At 64.3% G+C, this 15,508-nt stretch carries 13 protein-coding genes; 8 read left to right on the plus strand and 5 right to left on the minus strand.

What is annotated here, in order from left to right; all coding sequences use genetic code 11:
* Positions 1-7 precede the first annotated feature (7 nt).
* The 5 genes from DYZ14_RS03115 to DYZ14_RS03135 are packed head-to-tail and all read left to right on the plus strand — an operon-like array spanning position 8 to position 5,597.
* A complete protein-coding gene (locus DYZ14_RS03115) occupies positions 8-1,006 on the plus strand; it encodes an ABC transporter ATP-binding protein (protein WP_154719298.1) in 999 nt (332 codons plus the stop codon).
* On the plus strand, positions 1,003-1,779 hold the full coding sequence (locus DYZ14_RS03120; RefSeq protein ID WP_154719299.1) for an L-iditol 2-dehydrogenase: 777 nt from the start codon (positions 1,003-1,005) through the stop codon (positions 1,777-1,779). Before DYZ14_RS03115 ends, DYZ14_RS03120 begins: the two co-directional genes overlap by 4 nt.
* Before the next feature lie 47 nt (positions 1,780-1,826).
* A complete protein-coding gene (locus tag DYZ14_RS03125) occupies positions 1,827-3,320 on the plus strand; it encodes a mannitol dehydrogenase family protein (RefSeq protein ID WP_154719300.1) in 1,494 nt (497 codons plus the stop codon).
* Positions 3,317-4,018 carry an HAD family hydrolase gene (locus DYZ14_RS03130; RefSeq protein WP_154719301.1) on the plus strand — a complete coding sequence of 234 codons (702 nt, stop codon included), beginning with the start codon at positions 3,317-3,319 and terminating at the stop codon, positions 4,016-4,018. The genes DYZ14_RS03125 and DYZ14_RS03130 overlap by 4 nt, the downstream gene beginning before the upstream one ends.
* The gene (locus tag DYZ14_RS03135; RefSeq protein WP_154719302.1) at positions 4,011-5,597 is read left to right on the plus strand and encodes an FGGY-family carbohydrate kinase; all 1,587 of its coding nucleotides are present in this window, start codon (positions 4,011-4,013) and stop codon (positions 5,595-5,597) included. Before DYZ14_RS03130 ends, DYZ14_RS03135 begins: the two co-directional genes overlap by 8 nt.
* A gap of 68 nt (positions 5,598-5,665) precedes the next feature.
* Here the strand turns inward: DYZ14_RS03135 and DYZ14_RS03140 are convergent, their stop codons facing one another.
* The 5 genes from DYZ14_RS03140 to DYZ14_RS03160 form a co-directional block, all read right to left on the minus strand.
* A complete protein-coding gene (locus DYZ14_RS03140) occupies positions 5,666-5,974 on the minus strand; it encodes a hypothetical protein (protein ID WP_154719303.1) in 309 nt (102 codons plus the stop codon).
* 21 nt (positions 5,975-5,995) lie between these two features.
* Positions 5,996-6,664 carry an SH3 domain-containing protein gene (locus DYZ14_RS03145; protein ID WP_154719304.1) on the minus strand — a complete coding sequence of 223 codons (669 nt, stop codon included), beginning with the start codon at positions 6,662-6,664 and terminating at the stop codon, positions 5,996-5,998.
* 274 nt (positions 6,665-6,938) lie between these two features.
* On the minus strand, positions 6,939-10,139 hold the full coding sequence (locus tag DYZ14_RS03150) for an efflux RND transporter permease subunit (protein ID WP_154719305.1): 3,201 nt from the start codon (positions 10,137-10,139) through the stop codon (positions 6,939-6,941).
* A 117-nt stretch (positions 10,140-10,256) separates the two neighbouring features.
* Positions 10,257-11,456 (minus strand): efflux RND transporter periplasmic adaptor subunit, encoded by a 1,200-nt coding sequence (locus DYZ14_RS03155; RefSeq protein WP_154719306.1) that lies wholly within the window; start codon positions 11,454-11,456, stop codon positions 10,257-10,259.
* Between the two features lie 36 nt (positions 11,457-11,492).
* Positions 11,493-12,308 (minus strand): alpha/beta hydrolase fold domain-containing protein, encoded by an 816-nt coding sequence (locus tag DYZ14_RS03160; RefSeq protein ID WP_154719307.1) that lies wholly within the window; start codon positions 12,306-12,308, stop codon positions 11,493-11,495.
* A 357-nt stretch (positions 12,309-12,665) separates the two neighbouring features.
* Between DYZ14_RS03160 and DYZ14_RS03165 the strand changes: the two genes are divergently transcribed.
* The 3 genes from DYZ14_RS03165 (at position 12,666) to DYZ14_RS03175 (ending at position 15,482) form a co-directional block, all read left to right on the plus strand.
* Positions 12,666-13,589 (plus strand): LysR family transcriptional regulator, encoded by a 924-nt coding sequence (locus DYZ14_RS03165; RefSeq protein ID WP_115671769.1) that lies wholly within the window; start codon positions 12,666-12,668, stop codon positions 13,587-13,589.
* 168 nt (positions 13,590-13,757) lie between these two features.
* A complete protein-coding gene (locus tag DYZ14_RS03170; RefSeq protein WP_154719308.1) occupies positions 13,758-14,231 on the plus strand; it encodes a hemerythrin domain-containing protein in 474 nt (157 codons plus the stop codon).
* A gap of 48 nt (positions 14,232-14,279) precedes the next feature.
* A complete protein-coding gene (locus DYZ14_RS03175; protein WP_154719309.1) occupies positions 14,280-15,482 on the plus strand; it encodes an NnrS family protein in 1,203 nt (400 codons plus the stop codon).
* Positions 15,483-15,508: the final 26 nt, after the last annotated feature.

The raw sequence follows: 15,508 nt of genomic DNA on the forward strand, positions 1-15,508 counted from the left end.
TAGCAAGATGGGTAGCATCACACTCCAGAATGTATCCAAGTCCTTCGGCGAGGCCGCCGTCATCCCGTCGATCGACCTTCAGATCAACGATGGCGAGTTCGTCGTCTTCGTCGGCCCCTCGGGCTGTGGCAAGTCCACGCTGCTGCGGCTGATCGCCGGCCTCGAGGATGTCTCCGGCGGCCGCATCCTGATCGACGGCGTCGACGCCACCGCCAAGCCGCCGTCGCAGCGCGGTCTGGCCATGGTGTTTCAGTCCTATGCGCTCTACCCACATATGAGCGTGCGTTCCAACATCGGCTTCCCGCTGAAGATGGCCGGCATGGACAAGGCGGAGATCGACCGCAAGGTCGCCGATGCAGCCCGCATCCTCAATCTCACCGACTATCTCGACCGCAAGCCGCGCCAGCTCTCCGGCGGCCAGCGCCAGCGCGTCGCCATCGGCCGCGCGATCGTGCGCTCGCCGGAGTGCTTCCTGTTCGACGAACCGTTGTCCAATCTGGATGCGGCGCTGCGCGTCAACATGCGCCTGGAAATCTCGCAACTGCACCAGCAGCTCAACGCCACCTCGATCTATGTGACCCATGACCAGGTCGAGGCGATGACCATGGCCGACAAGATCGTCGTCCTGAACAGGGGCCGCATCGAGCAGGTGGGCTCACCGCTCGAACTCTATCACAAGCCCGCCAACCTCTTCGTCGCCGGCTTCATCGGCTCGCCGAAGATGAACCTGATCTCCGGCGCAGCGGCCGAGCCCTACGGCGCCCCCACGATCGGCATACGTCCCGAGCATGTCACGCTGTCGACGGAGAGCGGCATATGGAAGGGTACGGTCACGGTTGCCGAACATCTGGGATCGGACACCTTCCTGCACATCGCCGTCGACGGCATCGGTCAGGTGACCGCAAGGGCCGACGGCGAATTTGCCGCGCGTCACGGCGACACCGTCTTCGTCACCCCGGATTCCGCCCGGATCCACCGTTTCGATGACAAGGGACTGTCACTATGAGCGGCAGGCTGGAGGGCAAATCGGCACTCATCACCGGATCGGCGCGCGGCATAGGCCGCGCCTTCGCCGAAGCCTATGTACGCGAAGGCGCCACCGTCGCCATCGCCGACATCGACGTCGAGCGGGCCGGACGGACGGCGGCCGAGATCGGCGACAAGGCCTATCCGGTGCGGCTCGACGTCACCGATCAGGCATCGATCGAGGCAGCGATCAAGGCGGTCGAGGAAAGGACCGGCGGTATCGACATCCTGGTCAACAATGCCGCGCTGTTCGATCTGGCGCCGATCGTCGAGATCACCCGCGAGAGCTATGACAGGCTTTTCTCGATCAATGTCGCCGGCTCGCTGTTCATGCTGCAGGCAGCGGCCCGGTCGATGATCGCCCGTGGCAAGGGCGGCAAGATCATCAACATGGCCAGTCAGGCGGGTCGTCGCGGCGAGGCGCTGGTGGCCATCTATTGCGCCACCAAGGCGGCCATCATCTCGATCACCCAGTCGGCCGGCCTGGACCTCATCAAGCATGGCATCAACGTCAACGCGATCGCTCCCGGCGTCGTCGACGGCGAGCACTGGGACGGCGTGGATGCGCTCTTCGCCAGATATGAAGGGCGGCCGCCCGGTGAAAAGAAGAGGCTGGTCGGCGAGGCCGTGCCCTTCGGCCGCATGGGGCGCGCCGAGGATCTGACCGGCATGGCAATCTTCCTGGCCTCGCCCGAAGCCGACTACATCGTCGCCCAGACCTACAATGTGGATGGTGGCAACTGGATGAGCTGACGCTCGCCCCGCCGCTGCCTGACATCTCGTCATCGAGGACCTATCAAATGACCCGCAAGCTATCGCTGGCAAACCTTGCCGAAATCGAAAGGACCGCCGCCGTCCCGGCCTATCGCCGCGACCAGTTGAAGGCCGGCATCCTGCATTTCGGCGTCGGCAACTTCCACCGCGCCCATCAGGCCGTCTACCTGCACGAACTGTTCGACCAGGGCCGGGATCTTGACTGGGCCATCCTCGGCTGTGGCGTCATGCCGTCCGACCGGCTGATGAAGGAAAAGCTCGAAAGCCAGGACTATCTGACCACCATCGTCGAGCAGGACAATCACCGCAGCGCCGCGACCGTGACGGGCCCGATGACGGGCATGCTGGCGGCGCCCGATTTCGATGCGATCATCGCCGCCCTCGAGGACCCGGCGATCCGCATCGTTTCGATGACGATCACCGAGGGCGGCTATTTCATCGATCCCGCGACCGGCAAGTTCGATCCCAATCATCCGGCCATGGTCGCCGATGCGGCCGATCCGGCCCATCCGAAGAGCGTTTTCGGCCTGATCATCGCCGGCCTCAAGGGTCGCCGCGCGGCCGGCATTCCGCCCTTCACCGTGATGTGCTGCGACAACATTCCCGGCAATGGCGAGGTGACCGAGGCAACCATCACCGGCCTCGCCCGCCTGTCCGACCCCGATTTCGCCCACTGGATCCACGCGAACGTCGCCTTCCCCAACGCCATGGTCGACCGCATCACGCCGGCGACCGGTGAGCGCGAGATCGCCATTGCCCGCGACACCTACGGTATAGACGATGCCTGGCCGGTTTTCTGCGAGGAGTTCAAGCAGTGGGTGCTGGAGGACAAGTTCCCGCTCGGTCGGCCGGCGCTGGAAAAGGTCGGCGTCACCTTCGTGCCGGATGTGGCTCCTTATGAGTTGATGAAACTGCGCATCCTCAATGGCGGCCATGCGGCGATCGCCTATCCGGCGGCGCTGCTGGACATCCACTTCGTCCACGAGGCGATGGAGAACGCGCTGATCCGCGGCTTCCTCGCCAAGCTTGAACGCGAGGAGATCATCCCCGTCGTGCCGCCGGTGCCGGACACCAGTCTCGAAGACTATTTCCGCCTGATCGAAAGCCGTTTCTCCAATCCGAAGATCGGCGACACCATTCCCCGCCTTGCCCAGGACGGCTCCAACCGCCAGCCGAAATTCATCCTGCCCTCGACCGCCGACCGCCTCGCCAGGGATCTCGACGTCACCGGCCTCGCCCTCGTCTCGGCGCTCTGGTGCCGCTATCTTGAGGGCACGACCGACAGCGGCAAGCCGATCGTCTTCAACGACCCGAGCGCTGAGCGCCTGCACGCCGCAGCTCTCAGGTCGCAAAGCGATCCGACCGCCTTCCTCGCCCTTGGCGACATCTTCGGCGCGATCGGCACCGATCCCCGCTTCGTCGCCCGCTTCACCCGCGCCATCGGGAGCTTGCGGAGCATCGGCACCGCCGCTACGCTTAAGCAATATCTCGACGGCAAGCTCGCGGACCAGGCCGGATGAACCACGCGGAAAAACGGCTGGTGATCTTCGATTGCGACGGCGTACTCGTCGACAGCGAGCCGATCGCCCTTGCCGTTCTCGCCGACTTCCTCGGCCAGGCGGGTGTCGCCATCGACGAGGAGGGTGTTGCCCGGCGCTTTCTCGGCCGCAGCCTCGCATCCGTTCGAGAGACGGTGCGCGACGAGTTCGGCCTCGAAATCGACGAGGCCTTCCTGAGCCGCATGCGCGATGTGCTCTACACCCGCTTCCGCGCCGAACTTCGCCCGATCGACGGTATCCCCGCTGTCGTCGCAGGCTTTGCCGCGGCCGGCATTGACTGGTGCGTCGCCTCGTCCAGCCAGAAGGAACGCGTCGAGCTGTGTCTGCGCGCCACCGGGCTGATCGACCATTTCGCCCCGCATATCTTCAGCGCCACCATGGTCGCACGCGGCAAGCCGGCGCCGGATCTCTTCCTCCATGCGGCGCAGGCGATGGGCTATTCGCCCGAACAATGTCTCGTCATCGAGGACAGTCCGTCCGGCATCGAGGCAGCCCGCGCCGCCGGGATGCGGGTGATTGCCTTTACCGGCGGGTCGCACACCCGGTTTGCCGATTATCGCGCCGCGCTCGACCAACTTTCCCCGGATGTGCGGTTTGACGACATGGCGGATTTGCTTCAGTTTGTGGTCCCGGCGACGAAAGACAACCCTGATGCGTGACTATCTGATGGCCGTCGACGTGGGCACCGGCAGCGTGAGGGCCGGCATATTCGACCTGCGCGGTACGCAACGCGCCCGCCACACCACGCCGATTTCACTGCATCAGCCGCGGGAAAAACACCTCGAGCAGGACAGCGAGGAGATCTGGACGGCGGTCTGCCGGTCGGTCCGCGCCGCGATCGAACTGGCGGGCCTGTCGGGTGACGACATCGCGGCGATCGGCTTCGATGCGACATGCTCGCTGGTCGTGCGAGACCGCACAGGAAAGCCGCTCTCGATCTCGACCACGGGCCGAGACAATCTCGATACGCTCTTGTGGATGGACCACCGTGCCGCCGAACAGGCCGAACGCTGCAATGCGACGGAGGCCCCGCTGCTGCGCCGCTATGGTGGGCGTCTCTCCGCCGAAATGCAGGTGCCGAAACTCCTCTGGCTGAAGGAGAATATGCCCGCTGTCTGGGATGAAGCAGGCCTGATCTTCGACCTGTGCGACTATCTCACATGGCGCGCGACGGGCTCTTCGGCCCGCTCCCATTCGCCGCTGGCATCGAAATGGGGTTATACGCCGGAAGGCCCCGGCACGCGGCCGGACGATTTCTACAGGCTCGTCGGGCTCGACGACCTGGCCGAGCGTGCCGGCTTGCCGCCAAGCGCCCTGCCGCCGACGCGGCCGGTCGGCAATCTCTCCGAATGGGCCGCGGACGAACTGGGCCTCAGCCCGGCCTGCCTGGTCGCGCCGGGGCTGATCGATGCCTATGCCGGCACGATCGCCCTGTTCGCATCGAAGCTCGCGACGGCGGTTGACCGCCTGGAAACCCATGCCGCCCTGATCGCCGGAACCTCCAGCTGCGTCGTGCAACTGACACACGACGAACGCCAGGCCGAGGGGTGCTGGGGCGCGTTTCGCGACGTGGCCATCGCCGGCCTCTGGCTGACGGAGGCTGGGCAATCCGCCTCAGGTGCCTTGCTCGATCATATATTGCGGACCCATCCCGCCGGCGGAGAGCCGACCCAGACACGCCACGCCCAGGTGCTCGACCATATCGCCGGGCGTCGGGCAGAGCGCGGTCCGGGCTATGGCCTTCCCATCCATGTCCTGCCCGATTTCCACGGCACCCGTTCGCCGACCACCGATCCGGACCTGACCGGCACCATTGCCGGAATGACGCTCGATCGCAGCTTCGAGGGCCTGTGCCGCCTGTATTGGCGCACCTGCGTCGCACTCGCCTGCGGCATCCGCCACATCATCGGGCAGATGCCGGGAGAGCCGGATCGGATCGAGACGCTGGCGATTGCCGGCGGCTTTTCCCATCATCCGCTCATCCCGCAACTCTATGCCGACGTGCTGGGCTACACGATCCTGACGCCGGTCGACCAGGATGCCGTCCTGCTCGGAACGGCGCAGCATGCGGCGGTGACCGCCGGCCTTTTCGCCGACATGGCCTCCGCCGGCCGCGCCATGGCGATCCGCACGAACGCGACCCCACCCGACGCGGCGACCCGGAACCATTACGAACGGGACTATGCGGCGCTGCTGATCATGATGCGGCACCGGGCGGAACTGACACAGCTGCTTTGAACCACCGGTGCGGTCCACCCGCGTCTCTGAGACGAAAGTGGCGGCAGGATCGATCGGTGATCGCGACATCAGATACCCAGCGATCCGGACCGGAATACCGAGGGCATGTCGGGCGGGTCGAGATGCGTGTCATAGTTGCTTGTGCAGCGTATCGTGCCGCTCATCTCGTCCCTGAGGCAGATTTCGAAGCCGTCGTCGTCGAGAAAGAAGGCAGCGCAGGTATTGCCTTTCATTCCGTCCGGCAGCAGGCAAATCTCCGCTACCGGTTCGTCAAGTCCGTCGGTGTCGGGCGCCTCCTGCATTTCCCCCCGCGCAGACAGGGGGAAGGCAAGGCCGGAGTAGATCGCGACCAATGTCATGACTGCAATTTTATCCATGGTGTTTCGCGCCTCTCGTCTTCAGGGCCGAAAAACGCGTGTGCCGGTCGCCGTGCCGCCGCGCGGGCCGGTTCGGGTCACCGTGCAGCTGCGGTCGTTCGCACTACAGCTGCGCACCCGCGACGCGTTGCTGCCATAGGGGCCGACCACGCTGCGGGTCGCCGTGCATTCGCCGCCCGAGCAGCTGCGGGTTTGGTTCGCGGAGCCTCCATAGACACCCGTGGTCGAGCGGGTCGCGGTACAACGGCCATCGGCGCAATCGACCGAGCGGTCATAGGACGTCACCCGACCGGCCGGATATGGACCGTAATGGCCCCAGTTCCGATACCACGGATAGGCGGCGTAATACCTATCCCAATAGGCCCGGTTGTAGGCAACCACGGTGACGCCCGCGGCCGGGGCGATGGCCGGCGTCAGCACCACGGGCGCGCCCTGGTGGACGATCTGGATATAGTTGGCCGCGACCCAGCCGCGATAGGATCCGAATGTGATGTCGCACCAGCTGTATCCAGCAAGACAGCCGTATGTGTCGATGCGGGCGCCGACCGGAACCACGGTGACGACGGGATAGGCGGTCGAGGGCCCTGCCCGCAGATTGACGTTTCCGGTCGTAACCGCAACGGTCGCCGCTGCGGCGACCGACGGGGCCCCCGCTAGGATTGCGAGGGCGAACAGCAGTTTTTTCAGCATCCTTCTCTCCATTTGTCCAAGGCTGCCAGCGCAGCCGGAATAGGAAAAGGATGCGCGCCGGACTTGGCCGCTGTCTTTCACCGCCGTATCGATTTGTATCGTTCTGTATCAGCCCCTTCATACGCTATCCCGCCGGTCGGTCCGTCGATCCGGATCGGTGACGCCGGCCATAGCCCGGATTTCTCGCCACGGCATTGTTCGGAACCCTGAAGAACAGCAGACAGCAAAGGAGGCCCGTCGTTCGGACCTCCTTTCCAGCTCACCTCCGCATGGCCTATTCCGCAGCGATGCGGTGGTTGTCCGCTCGGCCTTCCGGGTGCACGTTCGCCTCGTGGTGGATCAGCGGGCGATTGCCCGTGAGGCGACGAAGCAGCACATAGAAGACCGGCGTCATGAAGATGCCGAAGAAGGTGACACCGATCATGCCGGAGAAGACGGCAAGGCCCATGGCAGCGCGCATTTCCGCCCCCGCTCCGGTCGACAGCACCAGAGGCACGACACCCATGATGAATGCCATCGACGTCATGAGGATCGGTCGAAGGCGAAGACGGCTCGCCTCGATCGCCGCCTGGAGCGGCATTCGGCCTTCGAACTCCAGTTCCCGGGCGAATTCGACGATCAGGATCGCGTTCTTCGCCGAGAGCCCCACAAGCACCATCAGGCCGATCTGGGTGAAGATGTTGTTGTCCCCACCCGTGTACCAGACACCGGCCAGCGCGGCGAGCACGCCCATGGGCACGATCATGATGATCGCGATCGGCAGCGTCAGGCTTTCATACTGGGCCGCCAGCACCAGATAGACGAGCAGAAGCGCCAAGGGGAAGACGACGATGCTCGAATTTCCGGCGAGGATCTGCTGATAGGTCAGATCCGTCCATTCGAAGGTGATGCCGTTCGGCAGCGTCTCGTCGGCGATGCGCTCGATCGCCGCCTGCGCCTGACCCGACGAAAAGCCCGGCGCCGGACCGCCATTGATGTCGGCGGCGAGGAACCCGTTATAACGCGTGGTGCGCTCGGGGCCCGTAGTGCTGTCGACCTTCAAAAGCGCCGAAAGCGGAATCATCTGCCCGCTGCGCGAGCGCACCTGGAGCTGGCCGATATCCTCCGGCCTCGCCCGGAAGGCGGCATCGGCCTGGACCCGGACGCTGTAGGTGCGGCCAAAGGCATTGAAGTCGTTGACGTAGAGCGAGCCGAGATAGATCTGCAGCGTCTCGAACACGTCCGTCACCGACACACCGAGCTGTTCCGCCTTGGCGCGGTCGAGATCGGCATAGAGCTGCGGCACATTGATCTGGAAGCTGGAGAACAGGCCCGCAAGCTCCGGCGCCTGGTAGGCCTTGCCGAGGAACGCCTTGGTCGCCTCGTCGAGCGCCTGGTAGCCAAGCCCGGCACGGTCCTCGATCTGCAGCTTGAAGCCGCCGGTGGAGCCGAGGCCGTTGACCGGCGGCGGCGGGAACATGGCGATGAAGGCGTCCTGGATGCCCGAAAACTTCTGGTTCAACTGCATGGCGATGGCACCGCCGGAGAGTTCCGGCGTCGTGCGCTCGGAAAAATCGTCGAGAACGGCAAACACGATGCCCGAGTTCGAACCGATGGTGAAACCGTTGATCGACAGGCCGGGGAAGGCAATGGCATGGGCGACGCCCGGCTGTTCCAGCGCGATGTCGCTCATCCGCTTGATCACGTCCTCCGTTCGGTCCAGCGTCGCACCGTCCGGCAATTGCGCAAAGCCGATCAGATACTGCTTGTCCTGCGCCGGGACGAAGCCACCGGGAACCGCGTTGAAGACGGCATAGGTGGCGCCGATCAGGGCCAGATAGACGACCATGACCAGCGACTTGCGCGACAGGAGACCGCCGACGCTGCGGCCGTAGCCGTTCGATGCCGCGCCAAACGCCCGGTTGAAGCCGCGGAAGAACCAGCCGAAGACCCGATCCATGGCCCGTGTCAGCCAGTCCTTGGGCGCATGATGATCCTTCAGCAGAAGGGCGGCCAGGGCCGGCGACAGGGTGAGCGAGTTGATGGCGGAAATCACGGTCGAGATGGCGATGGTCAGCGCGAACTGGCGATAGAACTGGCCGGAAAGACCGCTAATGAACGCCAAGGGCACGAAGACCGCGACCAGCACCAGCGCAATCGCGATGATCGGCCCCGACACTTCCCGCATGGCGCGATAGGTCGCCTCGCGCGGCGTCAGCCCGTTCTCGATATTACGCTCGACGTTTTCGACGACGACGATCGCGTCGTCCACCACGATGCCGATGGCAAGCACCAGCCCGAACAGCGTCAGCGCATTGATCGAGAAGCCGAAGGCATACATCACCGCAAAGGTGCCGATGATCGAGACCGGCACGGCGATCAGCGGAATGATCGACGCGCGCCAGGTTTGCAGGAAGAGGATCACGACAAGGACCACGAGGGCCACGGCCTCCAGCAGCGTGTCGACGACCTTCTCGATCGACGCACGCACGAACTCGGTGGTGTCGTAGACGATCTCGTATTTCACCCCGTCAGGCATGGCGAGCTGAAGCTGGTCCATGGTGGCGCGCACATTGTCGGCGATCTCGATGGCATTGGAACCGGGCGCCTGCAGCACGGCGATCGCCACTGCCGGCTGACCGTCGAGCAGCGAACGCAGCGTATAGTCGGCCGCCCCCATCTCGATGCGCGCGACGTCCTTGAGGCGTGTGATCTCACCCTCATTGCCCGTCTTGACGATGATCTCGCCGAATTCCTCCGGCGTGCTGAGGCGTCCCTGGGCATTGACGTTGAGCTGCAGCTCGACACCGCTCGGGCTCGGCGATGCGCCGATGATGCCGGCCGCGGCCTGCACGTTCTGCTGGCGGATGGCATTGGTGATGTCGCTTGCGGCGAGCGCATGTTCGGCAGCCTTCTGCGGATCGATCCAGATGCGCATGGCATAGTCGCCGGCACCGAAGACCTGAACCTGGCCGGCGCCCTCGATGCGGGCGAGACGGTCCTTGATGTTCAACGTCGCGTAATTGCGCAGATAGGTCACGTCGTAGCGGTCGGTTGTCGATACCAGGTTGACCACCATGATGAAGTCGGGCGAACTCTTGACCGTGGTCACCCCGATCGCGCGAACCTCCGCCGGCAGGCGCGGTTCGGCCTGTGAGACACGGTTCTGCACGAGCTGTTGCGCCTTGTCCGGATCCGTGCCGAGCTTGAACGTGACGGTCGTCGTCAGCACGCCGTCGGACGTCGCCTGGCTGTTCATGTAGAGCATGTCGTCGACGCCGTTGATCTGCTCCTCGAGCGGGGTTGCCACCGTCTCGGAAATGACCACGGGATTGGCGCCGGGATAGACTGCGCGCACGACGATCGATGGCGGCACGACCTCCGGATATTCCGAGATCGGCAGCGACCGCATGCCGATCAGGCCGGCAACGACGATGAGGATCGACAACACGGCAGCAAACACCGGCCGGTCGACAAAAAAGCGGGAAATACTCATTTCGAAGCCCTCTCCAGGGTGAAATTTCGACAAAAAGTCCTAGCCGGCGGACCAGTGTCCGCCAGAGGATCGAATGCGATGCGCAAAGCGGCGAGGCCGACGCCCCGCCCTCTAGATTCAGTTGACGGCCGCGACGGCCTCCTTGGTCTGCGGATCGACAAGCGCGCCAGGACGTACGCGCTGCAGCCCGTTGACGATGACCTTGTCGCCATCGGCAAGCCCGCTCGCGACGATCCGCTCGCCATCGGCAATGCCGCCGAGCTCGACCGGGCGATAGGCCACCTTGTTTTCGGCATCGACGATGAAGACGAACTTCTTGTCCTGATCGGTTCCGATCGCCTTTTCGCTGACAAGGATCCGGTTGTCCGGTCGCGGTTCGCCCATGCGAATGCGCACGAACTGCCCGGGGATCAGCAGCCCGTGCGGATTGTCGATCACGGCGCGAACCGGGATGGTGCCGCTCGAGGCATCCACTTCATTGCCGATCAGTTGCAGCTTGCCCTTGATCGGTGTCCCTTCGTCGGCGAGCGTGCCGATCTCGACCGGGATCTGGTCGATCGGCGGCAGCGCGCCGTCGGTCGCCGGCAGCCTGGAAAGCGCCCGCGCGACGATCTCCTCGCTGGCGTTGAAGCTGGCATAGATCGGGTCGGACGAGACCAGCGTCGTCAATGCCGACGAGGTGGAGCCCGCAGCGACGAGGTTTCCGACGGTGATCTCGATCTTGCCGGCGCGGCCGGAAACGGGTGCGCGCACCTTGGTATAGTCCAGCTCGAGTTCGGCGGAACGAAGAACGGCCTGGGCCGTCTTCAGCGCGGCTTCCGCTTCGGCAACGGCGTGCTGACGCTGGTCGAGATCGCTCTGCGAGATCGTGCGATTGCTCGCCAGCCGGCGGCCGCGTTCGAGTTCGGTATTCGCCAGCGCCACACGGGCTTCCGCGGAGGCGACCTGCCCATTGGCCTGGGCAACGGTCGCCTCATAGGGCGCGGGATCGATGGTGAAGAGGAGGTCTCCGGCCTTCACCAACGCGCCCTCGCGGAAATTGACGGACTGGATCGCCCCGCCGACACGGGGACGGATCTCGACCCGGTCCACGGCTTCCAGCCGGCCCGAAAATTCCTGCCAGGTGGTGACGTCGCGGCTCTTTACCACGGCCACGGTCACCGGCGTCGCCGGCGGAGCGGCGGTCGCGGCACCCGCCGCCGTCTCCGCGGCGGCTCGGCTGAACGGCGTGTCGAGGAATAGTGCGGCGGCCGAAATGGACGCAGCCAGTCCCAGGCCGGTGCCCAGGAGGGCCCAGCGTCTTGCTTTCTCTGTCATGGTCTAGCTCCTTGCGGCCCTCACGGCCGCTTAAGATCAAATCGTCTTCAAATCAGCTCTGCGAGCGCAGATGTCGCGTACGAAGCCTGCGAACTCGCTGCTTGCGCTTTCCTGCCAACTCGGGGCTTCCTCCGTCTTCCCGCCATATACCGATGGCCAGCCTGCCCTGGCGGGAAGGACATGCTGTCGAACCTCGACACCCGCGCTCTTCAGTCGCTGGGCATAGGAGAGGGTCTCGTCGAGAAGCGGATCATCCTCCGACGAAAGCAGCAGCGCCGGCGCAAGTCCCGCCAACCGAGAACAACCGGACGGAGCCGCATACGGATGGCAGATCCCGCCGCTCAGATAATGGCTCCATCCCTCCGCCCAGAGATCCCGCATGCCGATTGCTTCGGCCTTGCGGAACGAGGGCGTCCCCATGAAGGGGTCGAGCAGCGGTGAGACCAGCACCTGACCGTCCAGTTCGTCGGCGAAATGGTCGCGCGCCTTGAGGCTGACCGCAGCAGCGATATTGCCGCCAGCTTCCGAGCCGCCGACCAGCAGCAAGGACTTGCGGTCACCGAAGCCTGCCCGCTTCTTCGCCATGTAGGAGAAGAGGGCAAATCCCACCTCGAGCGGCTTGGGGAAAACCGAACCGAGGGCATTGTAATCCGGCACCACGACGATCGCGCCCGTCCCGGCGAGACATTCCGCCATCGGGCAATCGCCAAGCCCTACATGACGAAACCCACCCGCGTGGAAATAGATCAGGACCGGAGGACCCTTGCCATATTCCGCTCCCTGGTAGACCCGAACGGCAATGGGCCCAACGGCCACATTGTCCAGCGTCATATCCTTGATCTCGACAGGCATCGAACATTCACTCCGCGCGCCACAGGACCCGGACCGCGCTCACAAAGAGCGGGATCAGAACCGGCAGGTAGCGGGGAATGCGCATGACAACAACCCTTCCCTTGTTAAACGGCCAACGGCTCGGGTCACCGGGAAGTTGCCAAAGGCGGTCTTACCGGGCACCGATCGGCATTTCAGATACAGGAGTTCAATCCAAGCACATGTTGAGGGCCGGCTGTTTTCACCATCCCTCGGCATGATTGGCTTCTCTTGAGAACCAATGTACTTTATTCGCATTATTGAACAAGTACGGCAAATGCGAGCGCACTATTCAAGATCTCGAACAATTTCGCATCGCATACTGACAGGAACCGACACATGGATCAGCTATCAGCCATGCGCGCATTCGTCCGGGTGGTCGAAACGGGCAATTTCACCCGCGCCGCCGAAGCGCTCAGCCTGCCCAAGGCGACGGTCACCAATCTCATCCAGGGGCTGGAGGCGCACCTTCATACCAAGCTCTTGAACCGCACTACCCGGCGCGTCATGGTGACCACGGACGGCGCCTTGTATTACGAGCGGGCAACGCAGATCATCGCCCAGCTCGACGAACTCGACACCAGCCTCTCAAACTCGCAGATGGCGCCGAGCGGCCGGCTGCGCGTGGAAATGGCGGGCGCCTTTGCCGACTGGATCGTCATCCCGGCCCTTCACGATTTTCACGCCCGCTTTCCGGAGATCCGCATCGACCTCGGCGTTGGCGACCGTCCCGTCGACTATCTCGCGGAAAATGTCGACTGCGCCTTGCGCGGCGGCGTTCCGGCCGACCAGTCGCTGATCGCCCGTCGGGTGTCGGAACTATCCATGATCACCTGCGCCGCGCCGGGGTACCTGGAAAGGCACGGAACCCCGCAACACCCCCTGGAACTGGAGGACAGACATCACTGCGTCAGCTATTTCATGGCCCAGAACAATCGAACCATGGCCTTCGACTTCGAAAGGGACGGTGAGAAGATCGAGGTCAACGGTCGCTATCTCGTCGCCGTAAACGATGCGCGCAGCTATCTGACGGCGGCCTTGAACGGTCTCGGCATCTCTCCGCTCCCCCATTTCATGGCGGCAGAGGCGCTGGCAAAGGGCGACCTCGTGCGCGTCCTTCCAGAATGGCGCACCGAGCCGATTGCCCTCTATGTCGTCTATCCCCCCAACCGGCACCTGAGCAACAAGGTCAGGGTCTTCGTCGACTGGCTGGTGCGCCTGGTGACGAACTGGCAGCTCAATCTGCCGCCCGGGAGACGCTAGCCGGCGACGCGCCGCAATCCGGTGCGTCGCACAATTCCTTGCGTCTCGACAAAGAAGGCCTGCGTGACCTGACGCAGGGTGGGATTGCAGTCGGAAGAGTGGCGGGCGTTGAACCGGCCGATCGGTTGGCACCGGTCAAGCTCCGGCCTGCTCCAGGGAGAAACGAACATGTCCTTGACCATTGATCTCGATGCAGCAGGAATCGTCGCGCTTGAGCGCAACCATGCCGGGCTGCTTGGCCTTTGCCTGACGCTCGAGGAGATTGCCGACTCCATTCCCTTCGACGTCGACAGCGCCACGTGCCGCGAGGTCAGCGAAACCCTCGGCCCGCTGCTGACCGAGGCGCACAGGCTCGAGGAGCAAATCCTCTTTCCCGACTTCGACAGGAACGCCGGCTCCTGCTTCGCCGCCATGATGATCGAACGGCTGAAGGCCGAGCATCGCTGTGACGGATTGGCCAGCGAGGAAATGGTCAAGACGCTCGAGACCGTGGCCGAGGGAAAATGCCCGCTGCCGCCCGAGACGGTTCGCTACATGCTGCAGGGTTTCCTCGAAGGCCTGCGCCGCCACGTCTCCTCAGAGCGGCTGATGATCGAAACACTTCTTGCCGCCAAGGCCGAGGGGCGGGACGTCTTTGCCTGATCGCCCGCGACCGCGAGCCACAACCCTTGCCTCCGAAAGCTGCTGAGAATGTCCCACCCCGTCGATAAACACTCCCCCTCGCTGATCGCCCATTTCTTCTCCGGCGGTTTTCGCCCCTTCTTCCTCCTCGCCGCCCTGCATGCCGCACTGATGATCGCGCTCTGGGTGCCGTGGTTTCTCGGCTTCATCCACGTTCCGACGGCCCTTTCACCGATCGTCTGGCATCAGCACGAACTGTTGTTCGGCTTCGTCCCCGCCGTGATCGCCGGTTTCCTCCTCACCGCCGTGCCCAACTGGACCGGCCGCAAGGCATTTACCGGCTGGCCCCTCGCCCTGCTGTTCGGGCTCTGGCTCGCCGGCCGTCTGGCGATCGCAGGCTCGGAAACCATCGGTCTTTTGACCGCCATGGTCATGGCCGGCGCCTTCCTTCCGGGCCTGGCAGGTCTGATACTCAGGGAACTGGTCGCTGCCCGCAACAGCCGCAACTACAAGGTCATCGCCGTCATCGGCATACTGTTTGCCGCGCAACTGACCTTCTTCTGGGAATTCGACCGCTACGGCCGCATCGAACTTGCCGACCGGATTGCCATCGCGACCATCATCTTCCTGATCTCGCTCATCGGCGGCCGCATTATCCCGAGCTTCACCGGCAACTGGCTGCGCCAGAACAATCCGGGTGCGATCCCTCCGGCCTTCAACCGCTTCGACCTTTCGGCCATGGTGCTCTCCGGCCTCGCGCTTGCCGCATGGCCGATCGCCACCGGCATCACCGCCCTCACCCCTTACGCCGGCCTTCTGCTCATCATGGCCGGGTTCGCCCAGTTTCTCCGTCAACTCCGCTGGAGGCCGGAGCGCACGCTGGCCGAACCACTGGTGACGATCCTGCACATCGCCTTCTTCTTCATTCCGCTCGGCTTCCTGATGACCGGGGCTGCCCTGCTGCTCGACGATCCCGGCTTGCGCACCGCCGGTGTCCATGCCTGGACATCCGGGGCGATCGGGGCCATGACGCTGGCCGTGATGACCCGGGCCACGCGCGGCCATTCCGGCCAGGCGCTGCGCTCGCCCGCCTCGACCACGATCGGCATCTACATCCCGATCGTGCTGGCGACCCTGCTGCGCATCGGCGTGGCGCTCGCCCCGGAATACACGATGATCCTCCTGCCGCTCGCCGGCCTGTTATGGATCATCGCCTTCCTGAGCTTCGCGGCTTTCTATGGCCCGCTCATCCTGCGGCGCAAGCTCATCTAGCCGGTTTTCGCGCACGCAGCCAACCC

It is taken from the genome of Ciceribacter sp. T2.26MG-112.2 (assembly GCF_900492205.1).
Lineage (GTDB): Bacteria > Pseudomonadota > Alphaproteobacteria > Rhizobiales > Rhizobiaceae > Allorhizobium > Allorhizobium naphthalenivorans_A.